Raw genomic sequence first — 25,528 nt, 5'->3', positions numbered from 1 at the left:
TGCGGACCTTTCGCAGGCGGAATTTCGGATGGCTGGGCGGATCATTTAAACTCTCTCCACGTCCAGCCGGGACGCTTGGCTGTGATCGCGTCCTTGATCTCTTGCGGTGGCTCGGCGGTCTGGGCCGGATATGTGCCGAACACCTCAAGCGTGTTGGTGCAGCGCGCCGCGTGGAACCACTTGCCACAACCATTTGCGTGCCGCCAACGTTCGAAATGAACACCTTTAGGGTTTTCACGCATGAACAGGTAGTCGTGGAATTCATCATCCGACGAGCCGGGACCAAAGCGCTTCAGATGCGCTTCGCCGCCAGCGGCCAGTTCAGTTTCTTCGGCATCGACGCCGCAATAGGGGCAATTCAGGATCAGCATCGTGCCACTCCTCGCTTGAAATGTTGCAACCACAGGCCCAAATGCTCAGTATGGATATTGGACCAATTCTTACGCTCACCATTGCGATTTTTGTATTCGTCGCAGGCTGCTGGCTTTTTTTGAGAAGACAAACTCACAAAAAGCCATTGGAACAAACTCATACGCCGCATTCGCCCGGCAGCGGGTACGACCGAGCGGAGGCAATCCGAAACGGTGCAATGGGTGACAACGGGCATGATCGTTAACCCCAACCGAAAGCATGTTTCCGGTCTAACCATCAGTGCGCCACCCCGGCGGCGACGCTTTCGTCGATGAAGCGACCCTCTTTGAAGCGATCCATCGAGAAGGCTTCGGTCAGCGGTGAATGACCTGTGGCCATCAGCTGAGCCATACCCCAGCCCGAGCCCGGAATGGCCTTGAAGCCACCGGTGCCCCAACCTGCGTTGATGAAACAGCCCTGAAGCGGTGTTTTCGACAGGATCGGAGACCGGTCACCGGTCATATCCACAATCCCACCCCACTGGCGCAGCATTTTCAGGCGCGAGATCATCGGGAAGGTCTCGACCAATGCGCGGACGGTTTCCTCGATGTGATGGAAGCTGCCGCGCTGGGTGAAGTTGTTGAACCCGTCAGTACCGCCGCCGATCACCATCTCGCCCTTGTCGGACTGCGACATGTATCCGTGCACGGTGTTGGCCATCACGACAACGTCCATGCAGGGTTTGATCGGCTCGGACACCAGGGCTTGCAGCGCAACGGCTTCCAGCGGCAAGCGGAAGCCCGCCATTTCGGCTAGCTGTCCGGAATGGCCCGCAACGACGATCCCCAGCTTGTCGCAGTCGATCGCGCCCTTGGTTGTATCAACGCCAACAACGCGACCATTGTCCGAGCGCACGCCGGTGACTTCGCATTTCTGAATGATGTCCATGCCCATGGCCGAACAGGCGCGTGCATAGCCCCACGCCACCGCATCGTGACGCGCAGTGCCGCCGCGTTCCTGCCAAAGGCCGCCCAGAACCGGATAGCGCGGACCGTCCAGATTGATTATCGGCACCAGCTCTTTCACGCGTTCGGGCCCGATCCACTCGGTCTGAACGCCCTGCAGCGCGTTGGCATGCGCCGTGCGCTGATAGCCGCGAATTTCGTGCTGTGTCTGCGCCAGCATGATCACACCGCGCGGGCTGAACATGATGTTGTAGTTCAGGTCCTGGCTCAGGTCCTCATAGAGACCCCGCGCCTTTTCATAGAGCGCCGCCGAAGGATCCTGCAGGTAGTTCGACCGGATGATGGTCGTGTTCCGGCCCGTGTTTCCGCCGCCCAGCCATCCTTTTTCAATGATAGCGACATTCTGGATGCCGTAGTTCTTCCCCAGGTAATAGGCGGTCGCCAGACCATGCCCCCCGGCACCGACGATGATGACGTCGTATTTTTTCTTCGGTTCAGGCGAGCGCCATGCGCGCTCCCATCCGGTGTGATAGCGCAACGCTTCGCGCGCGACAGCAAAGGCTGAATAGTGTTTCATAAGCGAATCCATCCGGTTCGGTGATTGGCGCAGGTATGCCGCGTCGACCGGGTATATCCACGCCGGTCAACGCCGCAATATAGCACTATTGCGACATGTGGCACATTCGCGGCCATTTGTCCCTTTTTTTAGGCGGCCCGCAGGTCTAAGTCAGGGCAGAATTTCAGGAGAGAGCATGACGTTCTGGGTCATTTCATGTCTGATCGCGCTACTGGTCGCAGGGTTCCTCGGCTATACGCTTTTGCGCGGCCGCCGCGCGGGCGAACCAACCGCAGCCTACGATCTGCGCGTCTACCGCGAACAACTGGCCGGTGTTGACCGTGATCTGGCCCGTGGTGTCATTGGCGAAGCCGATGCCGAGAGGGTCCGCACCGAGATCTCACGCCGCATTCTGGCAGCGGACGCCCAGATGCAGGGCGACCGGGCAACCTCGGGCCCGTCGCGCGGGGTTTCCGTTGTTAGCATCGCAATCGTGATGCTGGTCGTGATCGGCGGCGCGCTGGCGATGTATCACCGAACCGGTGCCGTCGGCCTGCCCGACCAACCCCTGACCGCACGGCTGGCACTGGCCGAGGAGGTCCGGTCGAACCGCCCAGCGCAGGAAGCAGCCGAAGCCCTTGCCACCCCGCCGCAGCCGCGACAACTGGAAGAAAGCTACGCAACGCTGCTCCAGCAACTGCGCGACACCGTGGCGGCCCGGCCGAATGACCTGCAAGGGCATATCCTGCTGACACAGCACGAAGCCAATGCGGGGAACTTCAAGGCCGCTTATGCCGCGCAGCAACGCGTTATCGAGCTTTCGGGTCAGGCGGCAACAGCCGATGATTACTCGGATCTGGCCGAAAAGATGATCCTTGCAGCAGGCGGCTACATCTCGCCCGAGGCCGAGCAAGTTCTGGCCACCGCGCTTGAGCGTGATCCCCGACACGGCCCGGCGCGCTACTACTGGGGGCAGATGCTGGCCCAGACTGGACGTCCCGACCTCGCCTATCGTGTCTGGGTCGACACCGCGCGGGATGCGCCGGCGGGCGCACCCTGGGGTGATGCCATTCGCGCCCAGTTGGATGAGCTTGCCTTCCGCGCGGGGGTTTTCAACGGCCCCGACCCTAGCTCATTGGGGCAGCCCGGCCCAAGTCAGGACGATGTCGCCGCCGCAGCCGAGATGACCCCGGAAGAACGGCAAGAGATGATCCAAGGCATGGTTGACCGTCTTTCTGATCGCCTGGCGACCGAGGGCGGCCCTCCTCAGGACTGGGCGCGCCTGATCGCGGCGCTTGGCGTCTTGGGTCAGGCCCAGCGTGCAATAGATATCCGCGACGAAGCCGAGATCCTCTTTGCCGACAACCCCGAGGCGCTTGAGATGATCGACGCCGCCGCCCTGCAAGCCGGTATTGCCCAATGATCCACGACGATTTTGAGGACTTCGCCGCTTCCCTGTCGCCGATGACGGCGCTTATGGGGCTGGATCTGGGTGAAAAGACCATCGGCGTGGCGGTCTCGGACCGGATGCGCGGGGTGGCCAGCCCGCTCGAGACAGTGCGTCGCAAAAAATTCACCGTCGATTCCGCGCGCTTGCTTGAGTTGATCAAGGATCGTGAGATCGGTGGCGTCATCCTCGGGCTGCCCAAAAATATGGACGGTACCGAAGGCCCCCGTTGCCAATCTACCCGCGCTTTTGCCCGCAACTTGACCCGCCTGACCGACTGCCCCATCGGCTTCTGGGACGAGCGTCTGAGCACAGTTGCGGCAGAAAAGGCACTTTTAGAGGCGGATACGACACGAAAACGTCGCGGACAGGTTATTGATCACGTTGCAGCAGGGTATATCTTGCAAGGAGCGCTGGACAGGCTGCGCTTTTTGTAACGGGTCGGAGACCACGAATGACGAACATGGTTTGGCAGCGCGATGAGGTCGAAAGCCCCTGTGTACGAATCTGTGTTGTCCACCCGACAGAGCAGATTTGCACCGGCTGTTACCGCACCCTTGATGAGATCGCGCGCTGGTCCCGTATGGACAGCAGCGAACGCGCCGAAATCATGGAGGCTCTGCCCGCCCGCAAACCGCGCCTCGCCAAACGGCGCGGCGGGCGTTCGGCCCGCCTGAAAAGCTGACCGCTCAGTCCACCGGGCTGGTTTCATCCTTTGATTTGTCACACCTGCCCTGTTGTCGGGTCGCGAGTTCATCCTTAAACAGGTCTGAGTATTCGGACCGGCTGGTTCTTGGATGTTTTGTAGGCCGTTCCATTGTGGTGTCGACAGTCACGGGTTGCGCGTGATCTCGCAGCTTGGAAAAGCGTCGTAGAAAGCTTTTGAAAAACATTAAGGACCAATCAATTAAGTGTGCCTGCTGCGGGCCGGACGCACGCCTCGAAAAAAGCGAGGCGAAAGCCGGTTCCGTGAGTGAGTGGCGACCCGCAGCGGCACGGTCTGGCTAAACAGTTTTCAGCCGGAACGACGAAGAAAACGCCCTCAGTTGTATATTCATTGACTCAGCAATCAATAAACTTATCGCAAAGTGACCCCACGTCATTTTTCGTGACAAGCCGGGTTTTGAAGCCTACAAGTTGCGAAACGGGCAGATGTGGGCGTGGTCTGCTGGGGTAATTCGCGGGAACCGTTTCCCTCACGAGACATCAGCGTGTTTCAATCCATTCCGCGACGCCGTTGGCGCATTCGGGGCGGAAATAGGCAATCATCCGTCCATCCGGCCCGGCGGTCGCCCCATCTGGCCATGGCGCAACGCCATGCAGGCAATGGCGGTGCAGCAGATAGGCCTCGCCGGGTTTGGCAGGCAATTCGATCCTTGGGCAGGTCTCGAACACCTCGCGGCGGGTCGCCTGATATATATCGGTGATGTCGACCTGACTCAGATCGGTCTGGGACTGATCCGCAAAAGCCGCTCTGAAGGCCTCTCCCATAAGGATATGGCTACCTTCCCACAACACCATGGGCGAGGCATCGGGGCTGGCATCCGACAGGGGAATGCCCAAAATCCACGCATGCGGTTCATCCACGCGACGACGACGCTCCGGACCCATAGGTCGTAACCCGTCCACATGCGCCGCGTCGCGATTGCGCCTGTAGCGCCCGGCGGCCTCGCTTTCACCCTTTCGAGGGCGAGGATAACCCGGATAGATGATCGACACCTGCCCGGGATGCAGCGGCAGGCTGCCCAGATGCGCAGCGATGAAATCCATAGCCGTCCCGGACAGCGGTTTTGACGACCCAACCTGCCCTAGTTCATTGTTGGGCAAGGCATCGACCCCGACAAACCACGTGCCTTCACAATCTAGCCATTCGGCATGCTCAGGCGCCGTGACCGACTGCTGAGCGGCGGGCAAAACCTGCCCAACCCATTCGGCCAGAGCCGGGTCGAACGGAAATTTGACCCAACCCTTCGCCCAGAAATCCTCTACCATCCCAAAGCCTTCCGCAGCATGTTCAGAGCGACCAGTGTCAGGAACAGCGCAAAGACCCTCTTGAGTGGCTTCGGATCCATCGCATGAGCGAGTTTAACGCCCCACGGGGCGGTGATCATCGTCATCGCGACTACTATCCCGAAGGCCACCAGGTTCACGGCCCCGATCGTCAGCGGAGGCCTGTGTTCAGGGGCAATCTCCAGAAAGAGAAAACCCAGCACCGACGGCACGGCGATGATCACTCCGAACCCTGCAGCCGTTGCCACGGCCCGGTGGATGGGCGTGTTGTAGAGGCTCATGAGGGGGACGCCGAAACTGCCACCACCGATTCCCATAAGTACCGACAGGAAGCCTACGGATGGGGAAAGAACCGCGCGCTTGATCCCCTTGGGCATCGCATCCCCCAAGCGCCATTCCGAACGGCCAAAACCCAGATACGCACCAATCACCATGCCCAAAACGCCGAACAGCGCCTGCAGGGCCTCTGTCCGCAGGGCCGAGGCGACCAGCACGCCAATAATCGCCCCCACGACAATACCCGCCCCCCATCCACGCAGGATCTGCCAATCCACGGCGCCCTTCTTGTTGTGGGCCAGCACCGACCGGATCGAGGTTACGATGATCGTCGCCAGCGAGGTCGCCAGACACAGCTGCATCAACTGCGGCCCACCATATCCAAGCGTTTGGAACGCATAGAAAAACGCGGGCACAAGCACGATGCCTCCGCCAACGCCAAGCAGCCCCGCCAGAACGCCCGCAAGTGCGCCAATTACAAGCAAAAGGCCCAGCATCTGGGCCAGCAACATCGTCTCGGGCATCTTTCCCCCAAACCGGTCATAGACCGGGCTTCATTCGTTCAAACCTCGGCCAGAGGCGCCACGTGATCGAGGGCCTTCAGCATCACTTCGGGCCCTGCCCCATCCCGCACCGCCCCTTCCGACAGCGCGCGCCGCCAGGCCCGTGCGCCGGGGCGACCGGCAAAGAGGCCGAGCATATGCCGCGTGATCTGGTGCAAACGCCCTCCGTTGACAAGGTGCTGCTCGATATAGGGCACCATTTGACGAGCCACGTCGATCGGGTCCCGAGCGTTGCCGCTCCGGTAAATTCGCATATCCGCTTCAGAGAGGATGTCAGAAGGCTGATGATAGGCCGCCCGTCCAATCATCACCCCGTCCAGCCCGGCCTCTAGATGCGTATGCGCCTCGTCCAACGAGGTGATGCCGCCATTGATCGAGATGTGGAGATCCGCGAAATCGGTCTTCATCTGATGAACGAGGTCATAGTCCAGTGGAGGGATATCGCGGTTCTCTTTCGGGCTGAGGCCCTGCAGCCACGCCTTGCGCGCGTGGATCGTCACCCGTCGGCACCCAGCCTGCTGTATCTTGTCCAGAAAGTCCGGCAGCACGTCGCGCGGTTCCTGATCATCCACGCCAATCCGGCATTTGACGGTCACATCGACCGAAACAGCCTCACGCATGGCGGCCACACAATCGGCAACCCGCGCAGGGTCTTTCATCAACACAGCCCCAAACGTGCCCGATTGCACCCGGTCCGAGGGGCAGCCACAATTCAGGTTGATCTCATCATACCCGGCCTCGGCCCCTAGCCGGGCCGCATGCGCCAGTTCCTCGGGGTCCGAACCGCCAAGCTGCAGCGCAACGGGATGTTCCTGCGGGCTATAATCCAACAGATGCAACGCCCCACCGCGCACCAGCGCGGGCGCGGTAACCATCTCGGTGTAAAGCAACACCTGCTCACTCAGCAGACGATGCAGAAATCGGCAATGACGGTCGGTCCAATCCATCATGGGCGCCACGCTTAAGCGCGCTGCTCGGTCCAAGTTCTTCACGTTATTATCTGTCACCTGACAAATCCCGGTCTGTGCCTGCGTGTGGCTATCACAGCGGAACGGCAAACTTGAGTCACATTTTGCGGCCCGAAGCCTCCTATTCGCTTGCGCGCTGAACGGGTTGTGCGTTTCATACGACCAAACGCGGCGACGTGACACAGGTGCTTGAGAGAAACACAAGCCAAAACAACAGGAAGGACCCGGCAATGAATAGCGTAGAGGTGATCGAAACCATCTGGATTCCGATGCCCGACGGCACGCAATTAGCCGCGCGTCTGTGGTTGCCGCCCAATGCGCACGAGAATCCGGTACCCTGCCTGTTGGAATACATCCCTTATCGTCGCCGAGATCGCACGCGCCTTCGCGATGAAACCATGCATCCGCGCTTTGCCGAGGCGGGCTATGCCTCGATCCGGGTGGATATTCGCGGCAACGGCGATAGCGGTGGGCTGGCCGAGGATGAATACTCTCACCAGGAAACGCAGGACGGCGTTGATGTCATCGCGTGGCTGGCCGAACAGCCGTGGTGCGACGGCAATGTCGGCATGTTTGGCAAAAGTTGGGGGGCCTACAACTCATTTCAGGTTGCAGCCAAACGCCCCCCTGCGCTGAAAGCCATCGCGCCCGTCATGGGCTGCGACGACCGCTGGCGCGAAGACATCCATTTCTACGGAGGCGTGCTGGCCGGCGACAATTTCTGGTGGGGCTCGATCATGCAATTGTTGAACGCCTTCCCGCCCGACCCTGAAATCGTGGGCGAGGACAAGTGGCGCGACCTCTGGCGTGAACGGCTTGAGGCGATGGAGTTCTGGCCTGCCATGTGGCTGGAACATCAGACCCATGACGAGATGTGGCGACGCGGCTCGATCTGCGAGGACTATGACGCCATCAATGTGCCCGTCTACTATTTCGGCGGCTGGGCCGATCTTTATCGCGACACGCCGTTCCGGATCTCGGAACACCTGAACGTGCCGGTCAAGGTGATGATGGGCCCGTGGTCGCACCTCTACCCGCACGAGGGCAAACCCACCCCACAGGTCGATTTCATCGCCGAGGTGCTGCGGTTCTGGGACTATTGGCTGAAGAGGATCGACACCGGGATCATGGATGAGCCGCCGCTGCACCTATACATTATGGACAGCATGCGCCCCGCTGGAACGCAAACACACCGCCCCGGTCGCTGGGTCGAGGAACCCAGCTGGCCCTCACCCAATGTTTCGGACCAAACCTATTGGCTGAACGCGGGGTCGTTGGACGCAAAGGCGCAAACAGGCGCGCCGATGCAGGTCACCTCGCCGCAGACGTTCGGCTCGGCCGGTGGGGTCATGTGTTCTTTCGGTATTCCAGGCGATTTGCCTTTGGATTGTCGGATCGACGCCGCTGGGGCGATGGTGTTCCGCAGTGACACGCTGGAGTCATCGGTGGACATTCTGGGCCAACCTGAACTCGCGCTTCGGGTCAGTGTCGACCAACCTCAGGCCTTTGTCGCGGCCTTGCTGATTGATGAGGCCCCCGACGGCGCGCAGACCCTGATTTCGCGCGGGTTCTTCAACCTGATGCACCGCGACAGTGACACGGAACCAACTCCGGTCGCGCCCGGAGAGGAGATGGAGATCTCGATCCAGTTGCACGCCATCGGCTACACCGTTCCTGTCGGTCACCGGATCATGGTGCAGCTTGCGACCGCCTATTGGCCTATCTTGTGGCCCGCTCCGACGCCTGTTACCGCAACAGTAATGTCCGGCTCCTCAGCACTGTCCCTGCCCGTTCGTACTAATACGGCGGATGCGCCGGCCCCTCGAGACCTTCCGGTTCCGACCCTGGGTTCGGTACCCGAGACCTCGACCAGAGGTCAGGGCGGGTCCGAGACGACGCTGACACGGGACACCCACACCGGCAGACTGACGGAGCGCGTCTTCATCGGTGGCGGCGTCATGGGACCGTCGTCAAAGAAGTTGCTCGAAACAGGGACCGAGATTTCCGACACGTCCGAGCGGATTTACTCCATCCTGCCCGATGATCCCCTATCCGCGATCGCGACTATGCGGCAGGAAACCCGTTTTGAGCGCGGCGACTGGGATACACGTATCAAGACCTGGTCTCAGCAGACGGCCACGGCGACCGATTTCGTGCTGAACGCTACGGTCGAATGCTGGGACGGAGACACGCTCTTCTTCAAAACGGAATGGAATCACGTGATCCCGCGCAACGGCATGTAGGGGCGGGTTTGACCACCTTATGGCGCTGAACGCTGCGCGGTATCCGGGCTGTATCTGCGCATCATCATCTCGACGCTGTTGTTGATCGTGTCCGCCATTTCCTGATGGCTGAGAACAGTGCCTGAGAATAACAGCGGCCAGAACGCCCGCGCCTTGATCAGGCCGATGAATTCGCGCCCGGCCTGTTCGGGGTCGTCGATTTTCAATTGCCCGTCTGCGGCGGCCTCGCGCAGCATGTCGATGAACGAGGCCGTCTTGTCCAGCTTGCCCTGCGCCTGTTCAGCCAAGGTCGGGTTGCGCAGGATTTCGCTGATCACCATGCGAGACATGGCCATCACATCCGGCAACATCAGAATGCGCCCTTCGGCCCAGGCCAGCTCGGTCAGTTGTTCACGAACATCGCGCCCTTTTTCGTACCTGATCTCAAGCACTTCCGCAAAGCGACTGGACAGTTCCGTCACGATTGAGCGGAACAGATTTTCCTTGCTTTCGAAATACTTATAAAGCGTCCTTTTGGAGACTTCAGCCTGACGCGAAATACGATCCATGCTGGCCGCCGCGAACCCCTTTTCCTGGAATTCGGCCACCGCAGCTTCGATGATCTGTGCATATTTGGACGCATTGGGCGCGCTGATCTCATTCATTCCATTGCTATAGACCCATTGACAGCATCGGGTCAAACACTAGGTAAACGCGGGAGTTTACAGGCGCGACTTTCTGTGCCACATGTAAACCCGCCAGTTTACCGACTCAGGTAGCAAGCCAACACGGAGTATCCCCTCATGGCCATCAATCTGAAACTGAACGGCGAGACGCATACAGTCGACGCCGAACCCGGCACGCCCCTGCTCTGGGTGATCCGGGATGAGCTGAAGCTCACAGGAACCAAATTCGGTTGCGGTGTCGCGTCTTGCGGCGCCTGCACCGTGCATCTGAACGGCGAGCCCGTCCGCTCGTGCCAGACATATATCGAAGACGTCGAAGACTCCGAGATCACCACAATCGAAGCCGTCGGTGAGGACAAGATCGGCGCAGCTGTCCAACAGGCCTGGGTCGAACTGGACGTGGTTCAGTGCGGCTACTGCCAGTCGGGTCAGGTGATGTCAGCCGTTGGCCTGCTGGCTGAGAACCCCAAGCCCAGCGCAGAGGAAATCGACGCGTACATGTACGGCAACGCCTGCCGCTGTGCCACCTATCAACGTATCCGCGCCGGCATCCAGCGCGCATCTGAAATTCTGGAGGCCTGATCCATGACCATCAACACCTCTCGCCGTGGATTTCTGAAAGGCGCCGCTGCTGCTGGCGCGGTCCTGCTGGTTGGCGCACGTCCGGATGGCGCACTGGCGGCGGCTTCACCCGAGACCGCTCAGTTCAACCCCTTCGTGAAAATTGATGCGGATGGCACCGTGACAGCCATCGTAAAGCACTTTGAGAAGGGTCAGGGCCCTGCGACCGGTCTGCCCACGCTGATTGCCGAAGAAATCGGCCTGACGATGGACCAGATCGAATACGAATTCGCGCCCTCTGATCCCAACGTCTACAACAACCTACTGTTCGGACCGTTCCAGGGTACTGGCGGGTCGACCGCGATGGCGAATTCGTGGCTGCAATACCGTCAGGCCGGTGCTGCCGCACGCGAGATGCTGATCAATGCGGCGGCCCAAAGCTGGCGTGTCGACGCATCGGGCATCACAATCGAAGAAGGCATTGTCAAATCCGGCGACCAATCCGCTCCGATTGCCGAATTCGTGGCCGCAGCCGCTCAGCTGGACGCCCCGGCCGAGCCACGCCTGAAGGACCCCTCCGAGTTCCGCCTGATCGGAAACGAAGCCGTTCGACGTAAGGATTCGGCGATCAAGGGCAATGGTCAGGCCATGTATGCCATGGACGTCCACCTGCCCAACCAGATGATCGCCATGATCAAACGCCCCGAATCCAAGGGCGGAATTGCGCTAGGGTTTGACGATAGCGCCTCGAAAGAGGTCAAAGGCTACATCAGTGCTGCGGTTCTGCCCAATCAAGCGGGTGTCGCCGTTTACGCGGAAAATACCTGGGCCGCGATTCAGGCGCGTGATGCACTTGAGGTCGAATGGGATATGTCGGGCGCTGAAACCCGCGACTCGGATCAGATCAAGGCTGAGATCATGGACGCGCTCGATGCCGAGCCGACCTACAACGTCAACAAGGCTGATTTTGCAGCCGTCTCTGCCGCCATCGACGGCGCCGACACGGTGGTTGAGCGGACCTTCTACTTCCCGCTTCTGGCCCATGCACCGATGGAGCCGCTGAACTGCACCATCGAACAGACTGCAGAGGGCGACATTGTCCTGCATGATGGCGCGCAGATGCCGACCGGCCCACATATGGCATACCAGCAGATCTTCGAGCTTCCGGCCGAAAAGATCCATATCAACACGATGCTGGCCGGCGGGTCCTTTGGCCGCCGCGCAACACCTGATGCGGATTATCAGGTCGAGGCTGCGTTGGCCTTTGTGGTCACAGACCGCTCTCGCCCGGTCAAACTGGTCTGGACGCGTGAAGATGACATACGCAGCGGCTACTATCGCCCCGCCTTTGGTCACAAAGTGCGCGTCGGTCTAGATGGCGAAGGGAACATCGTTGGATGGCACCATCAAATCGCTGGTCAGTCGGTCATCAAAGGTACGCCCTTCGAAGCCGTTCTGGTGCATGACGGCGTCGACCACAGCTCGGTCGAAGGGGTTTCTGACAGCCCATACGCCATCCCCGGCATGGCCGTGGGTCTGACGGATACACCGAAAGCGACGACCGTATTGTGGTGGCGTTCGGTCGGTCACACCCACACCGGCTATGCGATGGAGGCCATGATGGACCTGGCCGCCGAGGCCGCCGGTCGCGACCCGGTCGAGTTCCGCCTGGCGCATCTGAGCGATGACACCAACGCAGATCAGGCCCGCAAGGCCGGAGTTCTGAAGCTGGCGATTGAGAAGGCCGGATGGGGCAACGCTCCAGCCGGGCGCGCGCAGGGTATCGCAGTTCACAAGTCCTTTGGCTCTTACGTGGCTGAGGTGGTCGAGGTGTCCGGTGATTTGGACAGCGGTGTTCGCATCGAAAAAGTCACCTGCGCCGTGGATTGCGGCATTGCAGTGAACCCCGATGTGGTCAAAGCGCAGATCGAAGGTGGTGTCGGCTATGGCATTGGTCACGTCATGCGTGACCAGATCACGCTGACAAGCGGTGCCGTGGACCAGTTCAACTTCCCTGATTACGAGCCTCTGCGGATCGGTGATATCCAGGCGATTGACGTCCATATCGTTCCGTCGGCCGAAGCGCCCACAGGCGTGGGAGAGCCCGGCACACCTCCGTCCGCTCCGGCGCTGGCGAATGCCATCCGCGCGCTTTCGGGTGTGAAGGTCACGACCCTGCCCATGGCGGAAAACGGCGTAACCTTCGTCTGACCCTAAAACACATGGCGTCGGCGTATATCGCGCCGGCGCCTTTCTACTATCGCTGAAATTTGATCAAATTTCGTGACAAGGCCGTTTGGCTTCGCTACATCTCGGATAACCGAGAGGAGCTACAGCCCCAATGGACCTGAACGCCTTGCATAATTTCCGCGTTGCCGCCTGCGACCTGAACGGTCAGATGCGTGGCAAACGTGTCCCGCCTACCTATGCCGACAAGCTGAGCAAGGGTGCTGTGCGCATGCCATTCTCGGCCTTGAACGTCGATCTATGGGGCGCGGATATCGACGGAAGCCCCCTCGTGTTCGAAACCGGTGACGCCGATGGCATCCTGCTCCCGACCGAGCGCGGGCCCGTTCCGGTCCCTTGGTTGGAGACTTCAACAGCTCTGGTTCCCATGAGCCTTTATGACGATGACGGCGTTCCCTTTTCAGGCGACCCGCGCCATGCGCTAGCCTCTGTGCTGTCGCGTTACGCGCAGCGCGGCTGGTCAGTCGTTGCGGCGACCGAGTTGGAATTCACCCTTGTCGACGCGTCCGGCCCCCAACCCTTAGCACCCTTCAACCCGATCACTGGCCGCCGCCTGACGGACGAGGCGGTTCTGTCCGTCGCCGAAATGGACGCGTTCGAGGCATTCTTCACCGACCTCTATGACGGGTGCGCTGCAATGGGCATCCCCGCGCAAACCGCAATATCCGAAAGCGGTATCGGTCAATTCGAGATCAACCTCAATCATCAGGACGCCATGCGCTGCGCCGATGATACGTGGCTTTTCAAGGCTTTGACGCGCGGCTTGGCCCGAAAACACGGCTTTGCTGCGACCTTCATGTCGAAACCCTATGCTGAGGACGCGGGAAACGGGATGCATGTGCATTTCTCTGTCCTGGACCAAGATGGGCGGAACATCTTCGACGATGGCGGGCCCGAGGGCACCGACCTGCTGCGCTCAGCCGTGGCCGGGTGCCTTGCTGCCATGCCGGCTAGCACTCTGATCTTTGCCCCTCATGGGAATTCATACGCGCGGCTTGTGCCCAGCGCTCATGCACCCACCGGTGCAAGCTGGGCCTATGAAAACCGAACCGCCGCCATCCGTATTCCGGGCGGAGCGCCCTCGGCCCGACGTATCGAACACCGCGTGGCCGGGGGTGACATCAATCCTTATCTGATGCTGAGTGCCGTTCTGGGCGCAGCGCTGGTCGGCATCGAGGACGGCATGGTGCCCCCCGCCCCGATCTCGGGTAATGCTTATGAGATTGACGGTCTGCCTCAGCTGGCTGGCGACTGGTCCGCCGCCATCGACCTATTCGAGAGCGACCCGATCATAACCCGGCTTTTCCCATCGGAATTGATCCGCAATCTGTCGATGACCAAACGGCAGGAAATTGCACGTTTTGCAGACCGCCCCGAAGACGAACACTGGCTAAGCTATCTCGAGGCCGTGTGACCCCCTTGCCCGAAGGCCCGCTCTCGGGTATTTCTGAATTTGATCAAATTCGGTGACTTATGAAAATCGGCATTCTACAAACTGGCCACACCCCTGATGCGCTCATGCAGGATTTCGGGGACTATGACTCTCTGTTTCCGGCGTTGCTGGACGGACATGGGTTTGAATTCAAGACTTTCGCGGTCGTTGACGGGATCTTCCCAGACAGCGCAGAAGACGCGGATGGCTGGCTGATCACGGGCTCTCGCTACGGGGCCTATGAGGATCTGCCATGGATTCCACCGCTTGAGGATCTGATCCGCCAGATTCATCAAAGCGGCAAGCCGCTGGTGGGCGTGTGCTTTGGTCACCAGATCATCGCACAGGCGCTGGGCGGCAAGGTCGAAAAATACAAAGGTGGTTGGTCGGTTGGGCGGACCGAATATGACTTCGACGGCGATAACGTCTGGCTGAACGCCTGGCATCAGGATCAGGTCGTGGCCGTGCCGGACGGGGCCGAGGTGATTGGCAGCAACGAATTCTGCCAAAACGCCATGCTGCGCTACGGTGATCAGATCTGGACCGTGCAGGCCCACCCTGAATTTTCCAACGATTTCGTCTCGGGCCTGATGCGCACACGCGGCAAAGGCTTGGTGCCGGATGACCTGATGCAAGCCGCAGCGAACAGACAAACAGCACCAGACCATAATGCCCGGATCGCGCAGATCATGGCGGATTTTCTGAAGAAAGCGAGGGCCTGATGGCCGATTGGACAGACGCAGCACCGCAGGCCGCACAGGACTACATCGCCGGACATCGGCTGGATGAGGTCGAGTGCATCATCTCGGACCTGCCGGGCATTGCCCGAGGCAAGGCCGTTCCCGCATCGAAATTCGCGCGGCAATCCTATTTCCACCTGCCTGACAGTATCTTCTACCAGACGATTACGGGCGGCTGGGGTGAAGCCGCCGGTGAGGACGGATTCATTGAACGCGACATGATCCTGAAGCCGGATTTCTCGACCACGTCGGCTGCGCCTTGGACCGGCGACTGGACGTTGCAGGTGATCCACGACGCCTATGACCGAGACGACAAGCCGATCCCCTACAGCCCGCGCAACGTGTTGAAGCGTGTCGTGCAGCTCTATCACGACAAGGGCTGGAAGCCGGTGGTCGCCCCGGAGATGGAGTTCTTTCTGGTCGCCCGCAACGTTGACCCGGCGCAGTCGATTGAGCCGATGATGGGCCGCTCGGGCCGTCCTGCCGCCGCGCGTCAGGCCTATTCCATGACGGCCGTGGACGAATTCGGTCCGGTGATCGACGACATTTATGATTTCGCCGAACATCAGGGGTTCGAGATCGACGGGATCACCCAAGAAGGCGGCGCAGGCCAGCTTGAGATCAACCTGCGCCATGGCAATCCGGTGAAGCTGGCGGATGAAGTCTTCTACTTCAAACGCCTGATCCGCGAGGCCGCGCTGCGCCACAATTGCTTCGCGACCTTCATGGCGAAACCGATCGAGGATGAGCCGGGATCGGCCATGCACATCCACCATTCGATCATCGACATAGAGACCGGCCAGAACATCTTCTCCGGTCCGCAAGGAGGTGAGACGGACGCGTTTTATCACTTCATCGCGGGCCTGCAGACCCACCTGCCCGCCGGTCTTGCCGTGATGGCGCCGTATGTGAATTCGTACCGTCGCTACGTGAAAGACCATGCCGCGCCGATCAATCTGGAATGGGCGCGGGACAATCGCACCACGGGTATCCGGGTACCGCTGTCCGGGCCAGAGGCGCGACGCGTGGAGAACCGTATCGCCGGGATGGACTGCAACCCTTATCTCGGTATCGCGCTGTCACTGGCCTGTGGCTATCTGGGTCTGGTCCAGCAGGAACGTCCGCGCCGCCAGTTTTACGGTGACGCCTACGAGGGCGAAGGGGATATCCCGCAGGTGATGGGGAATGCTCTGGACCTGTTTGACGGAGCCACGGAGCTGCATGAGATTCTGGGCCCCGAATTCGCCCGCGTCTATGGCATCGTGAAACGGGCTGAGTACGAAGAGTTCCTGCAGGTGATCTCTCCGTGGGAGCGGGAACATCTCTTGCTGAACGTCTGAGCCTTTTGGGGTCGCCAGGGATGAACCTTCTCTATTCCAACGATAGCAAAGCCGAGTATCCGGCAAGCTGGTATGCCGCGACAGCCAATCCGCTCGCGCGGTTCCCTGAGTTCAAGGGCGAAACGCGCGCCGATGTGTGCATCGTCGGTGGCGGCTATACGGGTTTGTCCGCTGCGCTGCATCTGGCCGAGGCCGGGTTGGACGTTGTACTGCTTGAGGCGCACCGTGTTGGATTCGGTGCATCCGGCCGCAATGGCGGCCAGTTGGGCAGCGCCCAGCGCATGGACCAAGAGGATCTGGAACGGCTTGTCGGACAAGACGACGCTACCAAACTTTGGGATCTGGCCGAAGATGCTAAGACCTTGGTAAAATCGCTGATTGAAAAACACAAAATTGACTGCGACCTGAAGCCTGGCATAGCCAACTTGGGCCTGTCAGCGTCCGAGCGCGGCGATCTGCATGCCCATGCCGCGCATTTGTCGGACCGTTACGGTTACGATCAGATCGAGCTACTGGATGAAGAGGCAGGCCAAGCCCTTTGCCCCTCACCCGCTTACAAGGGTGGGTATCTGGACAAGGGGGCGGCGCATCTGCACCCGTTGAACTATGCGCTCGGTCTGGCCCGTGCTGCTGAGGCCGCGGGTGTGCGTATCTTTGAAGGCACCGAGGTGACAACGATCGTACAAGGCGACCCGGCCACGGTTCTCACCGAAGGCGGCAAAGTCCGCGCCCGCCACGTCATACTGGCCTGCAACGGATACCTTGGGACGCTGAACAGGCAGGTCGCGGCGCGGGTGATGCCGATCAACAACTTCATAGCCGCGACGGAGCCGCTTGGGGATGAGGCCGCACATGTGCTGACGCAGGATGTCGCGGTTGCGGATACGAAATTCGTGGTGAACTACTTCCGCCTCAGCGCCGACGGGCGCCTCCTGTTTGGCGGAGGCGAAAGCTATGGCTATCGGTTCCCTTCGGATATCTCGGCCACCGTGCGCAAACCGATGACCGAGATCTTTCCGCATCTGCGGGACGTCAAACTCGACTACGCGTGGGGCGGCACGCTGGCGATTACGATGCGGCGGATGCCTTATCTAACGCGTGTCGCGCCGAATGTCCTGTCGGCCTCTGGCTATTCCGGCCATGGCGTCGGCACAGCAACTCATGCCGGTCAACTGATGGCATTGGCCATCCAAGGGCAGGCCGAAGGGTTCGATACCATGGCCCGCGTCCCGGCCCTGCCCTTTCCCGGTGGTCCGGCCCTGCGCAGCCCTCTGCTGGTACTGGCGATGACCTGGTACGCGATGCGGGATCGGCTGGGAATCTAGCCCCCGTTTTCCATACGACAATTTGGTGAAATTTTGCCGATCTTGCGATTGGGGGCTTGGCACGGGCGGGATGCTTGATTTAATAAAGTGAAAGTTAGAATTCGGGAAAACCAAATATGACGCTGCCACCCAACGTTCATGACGCCGAACCCATCCCCGCCGCCGCACGAGACGCAATCGACGCCCTGATGCAATCAGGCGACCTGTTTCGCTACAACGCGCCGCAGGACGCGCCGGTCTCTTTGCTGGAATCCGAGTTCGCCGCGTTGCTGGGAACGAAATACGCTTTGGCCGTTTCTTCCTGCTCGGCTGCTCTGTTTCTTGCGCTGAAGGCACTTGGCCTGCCGCGGGACGCACGGGTTCTGATCCCGGGCTTTACCTTCGCTGCGGTGCCCTCTTCGGTCGTGCATGCGGATTGCGTTCCGGTTCTGTGCGAAGTTGGTCCGAACTACCGCATCGACATGGCTGATTTCGAGGCCAAGCTGGATGATGTGCAGGCGGTCATCATCAGCCATATGCGCGGCCATACCTCAGATATGGATGCGATCATGGCGCTGTGCGACGCGCGCGATATCCCGGTGATCGAAGATGCCGCGCACTCGCTGGGCACCACTTGGCATGGGCGCAACATCGGCACCATCGGCAAAATTGGCTGCTTCTCATTCCAGTCCTATAAGATGATCAACGCGGGCGAAGGTGGCATTCTGATCACCGACGACGCCGATCTGGTGGCGCGCACCGTGATCATGTCCGGCGCTTATGAGCATAACTGGAAGAAGCACAAAACTCCGCATGGCGACAACTCACCTGAGTTGGAGCAGGCCTTTGCCCGCTGGCAGAACAAACTGCCGCTATATAACTTGCGGATGAGCAACCTCAGCGCCGCAGTGATCCGCCCTCAGATTCCAGAACTGGCGCGCCGCGTGCGCGATGGGCTGGCGAACCACGATTATGTAGCGGAACGTCTGAACAGCTCGGACTATATCGACGTCCCTGCCCCGCTTTCGCCCGAACGTCGTGCGCCGGATTCGATTCAGTTCAATCTGGTCGGCATGGATGAGGATGAAATCCGCGCCTTTGCCGCCGCATCCGAGGCGCGCGGCGTCAAAGTTCAGGTCTTTGGCATGAGCGAAGACAATGCCCGCGCCTTCTGGAACTGGCAGTTCCTGCCTGAGCAATTCGAACTGCCGCAAACACGTGCCATGCTGATGACAGCCTGTGACGTGCGCCTGCCCGTGCGCCTGACGCGTGAGGAACTGGACGTGATCGCCGATATCTTGCTGGCCTCGGTCGGTGAGGTGATTGGCCCTGTCCCCGCTTACGGTACCTGAACTCCGAGCACTGAGACGAACAACGCATCGATCCCTTCGGGGGTCGGTGCGATGCGGGACAAGATAGCAGCCACCCGCAGCCCGCCCGAGGTCTTCACCAACAGCGGTGCGCCGGAATCCCCCATCATCACCGGGCAGATCCCATGCAGCATTTGGCCTGCATATATACGCATGGGGCAAGTCTCTGTCTGGCTCAGGACATGAGGTCTTAGCCCCGGATAGCCCGCGACGAAACCCGCCTCGACCTCTTGATCTGCTGGTTTCACGAAACCGACCTCGGCCCCGATCGGAGCGTCCAGCACCAGAATGGCCCAGTCCAATTCGGGTTGATCGGAGAAGCTGGCCGATACGTCCTGACCTGCAGGCAAGATATAGTCATCGGCTCGCGCAACCGAGACCGCCTCGCCCCGCTGGTACCCGGCAGCAAATCGAATACTCTCGGGTGGTATCCAGCGTTTGCGTGATCGATTGTAGAGACAATGCGCCGCCGTCAACACATGGTTTTCCGAGATCAGAACGCCCGTACAATGAGATCGTTGGTCCCGCCCTGCGTAGTTGACGCGACCAATCGCGCGCCAAGGGGCCTCGTACGCATCGAGTATCTCACGCGCCCGGATATCCTGACATCCGGCAGAGGTATCTGTCCCCAACCGACAGACTGCCGACCAGTTTTCAGAGAACTGCCCCTCGGCCCAAACGGCTTGCGACCAAAGAATGGCGATACACAGGACCAGCCAGCGCATCGCCTATGCCTCTAGTTCAGTTTCGAAAGCTTCTGCTGCAACTCGGCCAATTGCTTTTTGATGTCGTCCAGATCCTCTTTCGGCTCGGACTCGTCCTCTTTGTCAGGGCCAGACCAGTTGCCGGACAACCCGCCCGTCATCGCCTTGAGGAACGCCTGTTGCTGCGCCTGCATCGCCTCAAACCCCGGCATCTGAGACATCGGGTTCATGGCGTTCATGTTCTCCATCATCTTGCTTTGGCTTTCGCGCAGCATGTCGAAGGAGCTTTGCAGGAATTGCGGCATCATGCCCCCGCCCGGCACCATGTAGCTGCGCACCAGATCGTTCAGAACATTGACCGGCAGGACGTTCTCGCCCCGGCTTTCGTGTTCGGCAATGATTTGCAAAAGGTACTGGCGGGTCAGGTCATCGCCCGTCTTCAGATCAATGATCTGAACTTCGCGCCCGTCGCGGATGAACCCCGCAATATCTTCGAGCGTCACGTAGTCGCTGGTCTCGGTGTTATACAGCCGACGGCTGGCATAGCGCTTGATCAACAGCGGTTTTTCTTTGTCCGACACCTTGTACCCTCCCCAAGGATGATGCGTTGCAGCAGAGGTTATGCGACTGCAGCACAAAAAGAAAGGGCAGGTCAATCGACCTGCCCAACGCGATGGCACCTATAGGGAGGATAAGATGCTCGTCGCGGACGTTCTTACTTGGCAGCTGCAGCTTTCTTCGCAGCAGTCGTCACCTCAGAAGTCGCTTTCTTGACAGCTGCGGTTGCTTCTTCAGCAGCGTCTTTGCCAGCGGCCATCAGCAGCTCAACGGTTTCCGACTGAACTTTTTTCGCGATTTCAGCGAATGCAGCCAGGTTTTCAGCAGCAACTTCAGCCGACGCGCTTGCGAAGTCGGTTGCGGCTTTTGCGTAGTCAGCAGGCTCGGCTTTTGCTTTCGACATCTCGGTCAGCTTGGCCAGGGTGTCCTTGGTCCATTTGTTCGAGATTTCAGCCGATTTCTCAGCCGCGTCCAGAGCAACGCCCGACAGCTTTTCGTTCAGCGCTGCGGTCGATTTGAAGGCACCTTCCATTGCGGTGGTGTCTACCGGAAACGCGCCCATGACGTCTTTCATGATCGCGGTGAAGTCTTGGGTCTTTGCCATTGTCCTAATCCTTTTCACCGAACCGGGCCCACCCCGGTTTCCATCGGCTTGAGGACAATATGATTTCTGCATCGCAGCATTTCAAGTTTTTTCTTGCTGCAATGCAGAAAAAATCGAGTTTCATTTTGAAATCAGCGTTTTGCTCAACGATTTGCCTTGAGCAAAACATAGCTGCCAGGCGCCGGACACAGGCTCGGATGCTCCGAATCACCCGTTTCGCGCGCCGGAACCTGCTTACCAGACCGTTTCTTCAGCCAAGCGCCCCACATCGGCCACCAGGATCCTTCGTGAAAGTCAGCGTCTTTCAACCAGGCCTCGGCATCCAATTTCAGATCAGGGTTGGTGTAGTGGCCGTATTTCTTCTTGCTGGGTGGGTTCACGATCCCTGCAATGTGACCGGACTCTGACACAACAAAAGTCTTGGACTTGGACCCCATCTGCTGAACACCGCGATAGCAGTCTTTCCAGCGGGCGATATGGTCCGTCTCGCAGGTGATAGCCATTAGGGGGACGTCCACGTCCCTGACATGCAGCTTGTGGCCCAGCATCTCGAAGCCGTCGCCCACGAATTCGTTGTGCTGGCACAGGCCGCGCAGATACTGCACCGCCATCTTGCCCGGCAGGTTCGAGCCGTCGCCATTCCAATACAGCAGGTCAAAAGCCGGAGGGGTCTCTCCCATCATATAGCTGCGGATTGCAGGCGTGTAGATCAGGTCGCGTGAACGCAGGAAAGACATGGTGCGCCCAAGAATCCATGCGCGGAGGAGGCCATCCTTGGCGACCTGATCCTCGATCCCATCCACAAAGTCGTTTTGCAAAAACGGCGTGAATTCTCCCTGATCGCCAAAATCGGTCAGAGCCGTAAAGAAGGTCGCCGACTTGACCGATTTGTCCCCGCGCTGTTTGAGCAGTGACAGGGTCAGGCTGAGCGTCGTGCCCGCAATGCAATACCCAACGGCGTTGACCTGTTTTACTTTGCAGATCTTCTTGACCGTCTCGATCGCAGTCAGGAACCCGTCTTGAATATAGTCCTCCATCCCCACATCGGCGTAGGTGGAATCGGGATTTATCCAGCTGACGACAAACAGCGTATATCCCTGCTCGGTCACCCATTTGATCAGGCTGTTCTGGGTTTTGAGGTCGAGAATGTAGAATTTGTTGATCCATGGCGGGAACAGAACGATGGGGGTTTCATGCACCGTCTCGGTTACCGGTTTGTATTGGATCAGCTCCATCATACGGTTGCGATAGACGACATCGCCGGGGCTGGTCGCAATATTGACCCCAACCTCGAAGGCACTGTCATCGGCAAGCTTGACCACAAGTTCACCATCATTGGCCTCAAGGTCCGAGACGAGGTTTTCAAGCCCTTGGATCAGGGATTGCCCCTCGGTTTCGACAGCTTTCTCCAAGGCATCGGGGTTGGTTGCCAGAAAATTGGTGGGGGCCATCAGGTCAATGATCTGCTGTGAGAAATACTGAAGGCGCTGCTTGTCCTTGTCTTCAAGGTCCTCGACTGACGACACCGCCTGCGCGATGGCCTCGGCATTGGTCTGGTACTGCTGGCGGATCAAGCGAAAATAGGGGTTGGTGTCCCAAAGCGGATTGGAAAAGCGTTTGTCCTTGGACTTGGGTTCGTCTTCATCCACTTCGCCTGTGGTCAGGGCTTGCTGCGCCTCGGCAAAGTTCAGAACGGACTTGCCCCAGTATTCGATCTGCTGTTCCAGCAGTTTGGCGGGATTCTGCAATGCGTCGGCCCAATAGGCCGTTGCCGCACGTGCATAAAGCTCTTGATTCGGGCCGTCCAATGCCGGGACATGAGACTTCTTCGAAGCCATGACTTCGATCAGGCGCTTGGAGAGAGCCTCAACCTTCTCCATATTTTCTTTAATGCGTTCAATATGTTCTTCGGTAACTTGGCCCGTATTGTCTTCACTTGTTGTCATTTTAACAATTCACCCCTACTCTCGCTGCTATGCAGAATAACGTCGCGGACGTTGGTCGACAAAGCGACGAATGGTCCGAACTCTTAGGTTGATACTCCGGAGGATCCTTCGATGCGCTACATGATGACCTACGATCTGATGGAAACCATGCGCAATACGAACCAATGGCTTGGTTCGACGGCAAACGCGATGGCCTCCTACCCGCTGTTTTCGATGGTTCCCAACCCGGCGTTCAGCTGGATGGCCGCCTGGGGTGAAGTGACCGAGCGCACCTTCCAACGCATGGTCGCGAAGCCCGATTGGGGCATCCGGACGTTCACGTGTGAAGATGGCAAAGATCATCTGGTCGAAGTCACCTCGGTTCTGGAGCGTCCCTTTGGGGACCTTCTCCATTTCAAGGTAAACGGACGCGAAACGCAACCTCGCAAGGTGCTTTTGGTGGCTCCGATGTCCGGTCACTACGCCACATTGCTGCGCTCGACCGTCAAAAGCCTGCTGGTCAATTGCGAAGTTTACATCACCGATTGGCATAACGCGCGCGATATCCCCGTGTCCGCCGGAAAGTTCGATGTCGAGGATTACACCCTCTACCTTGTCGATTTTATGAAGGAACTTGGCCCGGACACCCATGTGGTCGCTGTGTGCCAACCTGCGCCACTGACACTGGCCGCGACCGCCTATCTGGCCGAGGTCGAACCAAAGGCCCAGCCCAGCACCCTGACCCTGATTGGTGGCCCGGTCGATCCCGACGCCACCCCGACCGACGTGACCGACTTTGGCCGTCGCGTGACGATGGGCCAGTTGGAAGAGACCATGATCCAGCGCGTTGGTTTCAAATACAAAGGCGTGGGTCGGATGGTTTATCCCGGCCTGTTGCAGCTGGCTTCGTTTATGTCAATGAATGCCGAACGCCACTCCACAGCCTTCACGGATCAGATCCAGCGCGTGATGCGGGGGGAAGCCTCGGACCATGACGCTCATAACCGCTTCTACGATGAATACCTCGCTGTCATGGATATGCCGGCCGAATTTTATCTCTCCACGGTCGAACGCATTTTCAAAAACCGCGAGATCGGGCGGAACGAATTTGTCGTCGCCGGGCACAAGGTGGATATGGGCAAGATCACCGATGTGGCTGTGAAAACCGTGGAAGGCGCGAATGACGATATCTCGGCCCCCGGACAATGTATCGCCGCGCTTGATCTGTGTACCGGTCTGCCGGACAGCAAGAAAGCCAGCCATGTTGAACCCGGTGCGGGGCATTACGGCATCTTCGCAGGCCGCAGCTGGCGCGACAATATCCGCCCGCTGGTCATCGACTTCATGAACGAGAACAGCCGCAAACCGCGTCGTCGGGCGGCCAACAGCAACAAAGTCGCGTAAGGGCTTTGGCGTCAGAGCCTGACCTCACCTTTTCTTGCGCCTGCGGGACACTGACAGGCCGCATCACATCTGATGGTGCGCGTCTGGGTACCCATGCCGAGTGTTTTTGCCACGACTGCCGTGCGGCCCAGCTTTACTTCGGCCAACCCGACCCGGCTCCCGGCCCGGTTGAGGTGTTTCAAATCGCCCCCGACGAGGTCACGATTGACAGCGGTGCCGAACATTTGGCGGCGATGTCACTGAGCCCAAAGGGTATGCTGCGATGGTATGCCAAATGCTGCAACGCGCCATTGGCAACGACGCCACGCACCGCCAGATTTCCCTTTGCAGGGTTTATCGCTTTGCGTATCGCCGATCACGCGCGGCTTGGCCCGATTGCGACTCGTGGGTTCGTGCCTCGGCCCAATGGCAAGCAAAAGCACGAAAATCTGTCTCCGGCGGCAATTGGGTTGCTGCGTCGCGTGATCAAATCAAGACTATCCGGTGGGTGGAAAAACACGCCGTTCTTTGATCCTGAGAGTTTTGAACCCGTCGTGACACCGACGGTGATCAGCAAAGAGGAACGCGCGGCGCTTTACCCCTAGGCCATGCGCAAGGGTTCATCCAGCCACGCCTGCATCAGGTCGATCACCTGCTCGGGCGCTTCCAGAGTTGGCAGATATCCGGCCGCATCAATTGTGTGCATCACCGCATTTGGGATCATGTCCGCCACAAAGGCATGCTTGCGCTCGGGCGTCAGCCGGTCATGCTTTCCACACAGGATCAGGCTGGGCGCTTTGATCCGGCGCAGCGTGCCCTGCTGATCCGCGCGCCTCTGTAGCGCACGCATCTGGGTCACAAACACCTCCGGGCCTAAATCCAGCGCCATCGCCAGTAGGTCATTCAACACAGGGATGCGCTGCGTTCCCGGCGCCAGAGTGTCCGACCCCACAACTTGCCGCATCACTTCCTCAAGCCGACCGGCCTGCGCGCCGATGATCAGATCCTCCCGTCCCGCCGCGATCTGCGGTGTGTCGGCCTGCGCATCGGTTGAGATCAGGCAGAGGCGCGACACCCGATCCGGGGCGCGACGGACAAGCTCCAACGCCACTACGCCGCCCAGCCCATGCCCGGCCAGCGCGAACCGATGGGGCAACTGATCCAGCAGGTCCGAGGCGATCTCTTCGATCCGTTCCCCACGGCTGATCGCCGAGACGACCACGGCGCGGCGGCGTGAAAAGGCATCAATTTGGGGATGAAACAGCCGGGCATCACACATCAAACCCGGCAACAACACCAGCGGCTCAATCACGTGG

General features: G+C 59.5%; 24 protein-coding genes. 13 read left to right on the top strand and 11 right to left on the bottom strand.

Annotated features, from left to right (window positions below; translation table 11 throughout):
- Positions 1–41: 41 nt before the first annotated feature.
- A complete protein-coding gene (locus ACR0C3_RS16470) occupies positions 42–371 on the bottom strand; it encodes a sarcosine oxidase subunit delta (RefSeq protein WP_480759490.1) in 330 nt (109 codons plus the stop codon).
- Between the two features lie 277 nt (positions 372–648).
- The gene (locus ACR0C3_RS16465; protein WP_170666423.1) at positions 649–1,893 is read right to left on the bottom strand and encodes a sarcosine oxidase subunit beta family protein; all 1,245 of its coding nucleotides are present in this window, start codon (positions 1,891–1,893) and stop codon (positions 649–651) included.
- A gap of 175 nt (positions 1,894–2,068) precedes the next feature.
- Between ACR0C3_RS16465 and ccmI the strand changes: the two genes are divergently transcribed.
- Genes ccmI through ACR0C3_RS16450 form a run of 3 tightly spaced genes read left to right on the top strand, consistent with a single transcriptional unit; the run spans position 2,069 to position 4,004 of the window.
- The gene (ccmI, locus tag ACR0C3_RS16460) at positions 2,069–3,295 is read left to right on the top strand and encodes a c-type cytochrome biogenesis protein CcmI (RefSeq protein WP_480759488.1); all 1,227 of its coding nucleotides are present in this window, start codon (positions 2,069–2,071) and stop codon (positions 3,293–3,295) included.
- Positions 3,292–3,756, top strand: coding sequence for a Holliday junction resolvase RuvX (gene ruvX / locus ACR0C3_RS16455; protein WP_170465968.1), 465 nt, complete (start codon positions 3,292–3,294; stop codon positions 3,754–3,756). Before ccmI ends, ruvX begins: the two co-directional genes overlap by 4 nt.
- Before the next feature lie 17 nt (positions 3,757–3,773).
- Positions 3,774–4,004 carry a DUF1289 domain-containing protein gene (locus tag ACR0C3_RS16450; RefSeq protein WP_170374099.1) on the top strand — a complete coding sequence of 77 codons (231 nt, stop codon included), beginning with the start codon at positions 3,774–3,776 and terminating at the stop codon, positions 4,002–4,004.
- A 521-nt stretch (positions 4,005–4,525) separates the two neighbouring features.
- Here ACR0C3_RS16450 and ACR0C3_RS16445 read toward each other — a convergent pair.
- From ACR0C3_RS16445 to dusA, 3 genes are read right to left on the bottom strand one after another with little or no spacing between them, the layout of a single operon-like run.
- Positions 4,526–5,311, bottom strand: a complete 786-nt coding sequence (locus ACR0C3_RS16445) for a hypothetical protein (protein WP_480759486.1) — start codon at positions 5,309–5,311, stop codon at positions 4,526–4,528.
- Complete coding sequence (locus tag ACR0C3_RS16440) at positions 5,305–6,129, bottom strand: sulfite exporter TauE/SafE family protein (RefSeq protein WP_170640876.1); 825 nt, start codon at positions 6,127–6,129, stop codon at positions 5,305–5,307. The genes ACR0C3_RS16445 and ACR0C3_RS16440 overlap by 7 nt, the downstream gene beginning before the upstream one ends.
- 38 nt (positions 6,130–6,167) lie before the next feature.
- Positions 6,168–7,160, bottom strand: a complete 993-nt coding sequence (gene dusA, locus ACR0C3_RS16435) for a tRNA dihydrouridine(20/20a) synthase DusA (protein WP_480759627.1) — start codon at positions 7,158–7,160, stop codon at positions 6,168–6,170.
- A gap of 152 nt (positions 7,161–7,312) precedes the next feature.
- Between dusA and ACR0C3_RS16430 the strand changes: the two genes are divergently transcribed.
- On the top strand, positions 7,313–9,379 hold the full coding sequence (locus ACR0C3_RS16430) for a CocE/NonD family hydrolase (RefSeq protein ID WP_480759485.1): 2,067 nt from the start codon (positions 7,313–7,315) through the stop codon (positions 9,377–9,379).
- A gap of 17 nt (positions 9,380–9,396) precedes the next feature.
- On the opposite strand, the gene ACR0C3_RS16425 is transcribed toward ACR0C3_RS16430, so the two are convergent.
- The gene (locus ACR0C3_RS16425; protein ID WP_170766982.1) at positions 9,397–10,023 is read right to left on the bottom strand and encodes a TetR/AcrR family transcriptional regulator; all 627 of its coding nucleotides are present in this window, start codon (positions 10,021–10,023) and stop codon (positions 9,397–9,399) included.
- 138 nt (positions 10,024–10,161) lie between these two features.
- Here ACR0C3_RS16425 and ACR0C3_RS16420 point away from each other — a divergent pair, with 138 nt between their 5' ends.
- From ACR0C3_RS16420 to ACR0C3_RS16390, 7 genes are all read left to right on the top strand, one after another.
- Positions 10,162–10,626, top strand: a complete 465-nt coding sequence (locus tag ACR0C3_RS16420; protein ID WP_480672176.1) for a (2Fe-2S)-binding protein — start codon at positions 10,162–10,164, stop codon at positions 10,624–10,626.
- A gap of 3 nt (positions 10,627–10,629) precedes the next feature.
- Positions 10,630–12,816 (top strand): xanthine dehydrogenase family protein molybdopterin-binding subunit, encoded by a 2,187-nt coding sequence (locus tag ACR0C3_RS16415; protein ID WP_480759483.1) that lies wholly within the window; start codon positions 10,630–10,632, stop codon positions 12,814–12,816.
- A gap of 130 nt (positions 12,817–12,946) precedes the next feature.
- Positions 12,947–14,266, top strand: coding sequence for a glutamine synthetase family protein (locus ACR0C3_RS16410; RefSeq protein ID WP_480759481.1), 1,320 nt, complete (start codon positions 12,947–12,949; stop codon positions 14,264–14,266).
- A 59-nt stretch (positions 14,267–14,325) separates the two neighbouring features.
- Entirely contained in the window at positions 14,326–15,006 is a 681-nt protein-coding gene (locus ACR0C3_RS16405) for a type 1 glutamine amidotransferase (RefSeq protein WP_480759480.1), read from the top strand.
- Complete coding sequence (locus ACR0C3_RS16400) at positions 15,006–16,364, top strand: glutamine synthetase family protein (protein ID WP_480759478.1); 1,359 nt, start codon at positions 15,006–15,008, stop codon at positions 16,362–16,364. The genes ACR0C3_RS16405 and ACR0C3_RS16400 overlap by 1 nt, the downstream gene beginning before the upstream one ends.
- Before the next feature lie 20 nt (positions 16,365–16,384).
- A complete protein-coding gene (locus tag ACR0C3_RS16395) occupies positions 16,385–17,689 on the top strand; it encodes an NAD(P)/FAD-dependent oxidoreductase (protein WP_480759477.1) in 1,305 nt (434 codons plus the stop codon).
- A gap of 116 nt (positions 17,690–17,805) precedes the next feature.
- Complete coding sequence (locus ACR0C3_RS16390) at positions 17,806–19,020, top strand: DegT/DnrJ/EryC1/StrS family aminotransferase (protein WP_480759475.1); 1,215 nt, start codon at positions 17,806–17,808, stop codon at positions 19,018–19,020.
- On the opposite strand, the gene ACR0C3_RS16385 is transcribed toward ACR0C3_RS16390, so the two are convergent.
- The 4 genes from ACR0C3_RS16385 to ACR0C3_RS16370 form a co-directional block, all read right to left on the bottom strand.
- The gene (locus ACR0C3_RS16385; protein WP_480759473.1) at positions 19,008–19,763 is read right to left on the bottom strand and encodes a trypsin-like serine peptidase; all 756 of its coding nucleotides are present in this window, start codon (positions 19,761–19,763) and stop codon (positions 19,008–19,010) included. The genes ACR0C3_RS16390 and ACR0C3_RS16385 overlap by 13 nt on opposite strands.
- 11 nt (positions 19,764–19,774) lie before the next feature.
- Complete coding sequence (phaR, locus tag ACR0C3_RS16380; RefSeq protein ID WP_170552879.1) at positions 19,775–20,323, bottom strand: polyhydroxyalkanoate synthesis repressor PhaR; 549 nt, start codon at positions 20,321–20,323, stop codon at positions 19,775–19,777.
- A 134-nt stretch (positions 20,324–20,457) separates the two neighbouring features.
- Complete coding sequence (locus ACR0C3_RS16375; protein WP_170374114.1) at positions 20,458–20,904, bottom strand: phasin family protein; 447 nt, start codon at positions 20,902–20,904, stop codon at positions 20,458–20,460.
- A gap of 143 nt (positions 20,905–21,047) precedes the next feature.
- Positions 21,048–22,850, bottom strand: coding sequence for a PHA/PHB synthase family protein (locus tag ACR0C3_RS16370; RefSeq protein ID WP_480759472.1), 1,803 nt, complete (start codon positions 22,848–22,850; stop codon positions 21,048–21,050).
- Between the two features lie 111 nt (positions 22,851–22,961).
- On the opposite strand from ACR0C3_RS16370, the gene phaZ reads away from it, so the two are divergent.
- Together phaZ and ACR0C3_RS16360 are read left to right on the top strand one after the other, a co-directional pair.
- Positions 22,962–24,233: a polyhydroxyalkanoate depolymerase gene (phaZ, locus tag ACR0C3_RS16365; RefSeq protein ID WP_170374116.1), complete on the top strand. Its 1,272-nt coding sequence runs from the start codon at positions 22,962–22,964 to the stop codon at positions 24,231–24,233.
- Between the two features lie 5 nt (positions 24,234–24,238).
- A complete protein-coding gene (locus tag ACR0C3_RS16360) occupies positions 24,239–24,817 on the top strand; it encodes a DUF6151 family protein (RefSeq protein ID WP_170721682.1) in 579 nt (192 codons plus the stop codon).
- Here ACR0C3_RS16360 and ACR0C3_RS16355 read toward each other — a convergent pair.
- The gene (locus ACR0C3_RS16355; RefSeq protein ID WP_480759471.1) at positions 24,814–25,524 is read right to left on the bottom strand and encodes an alpha/beta fold hydrolase; all 711 of its coding nucleotides are present in this window, start codon (positions 25,522–25,524) and stop codon (positions 24,814–24,816) included. The two genes, ACR0C3_RS16360 and ACR0C3_RS16355, sit on opposite strands and share 4 nt — an antisense overlap.
- Positions 25,525–25,528 lie beyond the last annotated feature (4 nt).

The sequence above is a fragment of the Ruegeria sp. CK3 genome, from assembly GCF_056536565.1.
Note: the sequence above shows the minus strand (reverse complement) of the source record. Positions and strands in the feature narration are given on the sequence as shown.

Bases quoted from the DNA above. Each gene is read 5' to 3' on its own strand.
- ACR0C3_RS16470 (WP_480759490.1), bottom strand. From the start codon at position 371: ATGCTGATCCTGAATTGCCCCTATTGCGGCGTCGATGCCGAAGAAACT.
- ACR0C3_RS16465 (WP_170666423.1), bottom strand. From the start codon at position 1,893: ATGAAACACTATTCAGCCTTTGCTGTCGCGCGCGAAGCGTTGCGCTAT.
- ccmI (WP_480759488.1), top strand. From the start codon at position 2,069: ATGACGTTCTGGGTCATTTCATGTCTGATCGCGCTACTGGTCGCAGGG.
- ruvX (WP_170465968.1), top strand. From the start codon at position 3,292: ATGATCCACGACGATTTTGAGGACTTCGCCGCTTCCCTGTCGCCGATG.
- ACR0C3_RS16450 (WP_170374099.1), top strand. From the start codon at position 3,774: ATGACGAACATGGTTTGGCAGCGCGATGAGGTCGAAAGCCCCTGTGTA.
- ACR0C3_RS16445 (WP_480759486.1), bottom strand. From the start codon at position 5,311: ATGGTAGAGGATTTCTGGGCGAAGGGTTGGGTCAAATTTCCGTTCGAC.
- ACR0C3_RS16440 (WP_170640876.1), bottom strand. From the start codon at position 6,129: ATGCCCGAGACGATGTTGCTGGCCCAGATGCTGGGCCTTTTGCTTGTA.
- ACR0C3_RS16425 (WP_170766982.1), bottom strand. From the start codon at position 10,023: ATGAATGAGATCAGCGCGCCCAATGCGTCCAAATATGCACAGATCATC.
- ACR0C3_RS16420 (WP_480672176.1), top strand. From the start codon at position 10,162: ATGGCCATCAATCTGAAACTGAACGGCGAGACGCATACAGTCGACGCC.
- ACR0C3_RS16415 (WP_480759483.1), top strand. From the start codon at position 10,630: ATGACCATCAACACCTCTCGCCGTGGATTTCTGAAAGGCGCCGCTGCT.
- ACR0C3_RS16410 (WP_480759481.1), top strand. From the start codon at position 12,947: ATGGACCTGAACGCCTTGCATAATTTCCGCGTTGCCGCCTGCGACCTG.
- ACR0C3_RS16405 (WP_480759480.1), top strand. From the start codon at position 14,326: ATGAAAATCGGCATTCTACAAACTGGCCACACCCCTGATGCGCTCATG.
- ACR0C3_RS16400 (WP_480759478.1), top strand. From the start codon at position 15,006: ATGGCCGATTGGACAGACGCAGCACCGCAGGCCGCACAGGACTACATC.
- ACR0C3_RS16395 (WP_480759477.1), top strand. From the start codon at position 16,385: ATGAACCTTCTCTATTCCAACGATAGCAAAGCCGAGTATCCGGCAAGC.
- ACR0C3_RS16390 (WP_480759475.1), top strand. From the start codon at position 17,806: ATGACGCTGCCACCCAACGTTCATGACGCCGAACCCATCCCCGCCGCC.
- ACR0C3_RS16385 (WP_480759473.1), bottom strand. From the start codon at position 19,763: ATGCGCTGGCTGGTCCTGTGTATCGCCATTCTTTGGTCGCAAGCCGTT.
- ACR0C3_RS16375 (WP_170374114.1), bottom strand. From the start codon at position 20,904: ATGGCAAAGACCCAAGACTTCACCGCGATCATGAAAGACGTCATGGGC.
- ACR0C3_RS16370 (WP_480759472.1), bottom strand. From the start codon at position 22,850: ATGACAACAAGTGAAGACAATACGGGCCAAGTTACCGAAGAACATATT.
- phaZ (WP_170374116.1), top strand. From the start codon at position 22,962: ATGCGCTACATGATGACCTACGATCTGATGGAAACCATGCGCAATACG.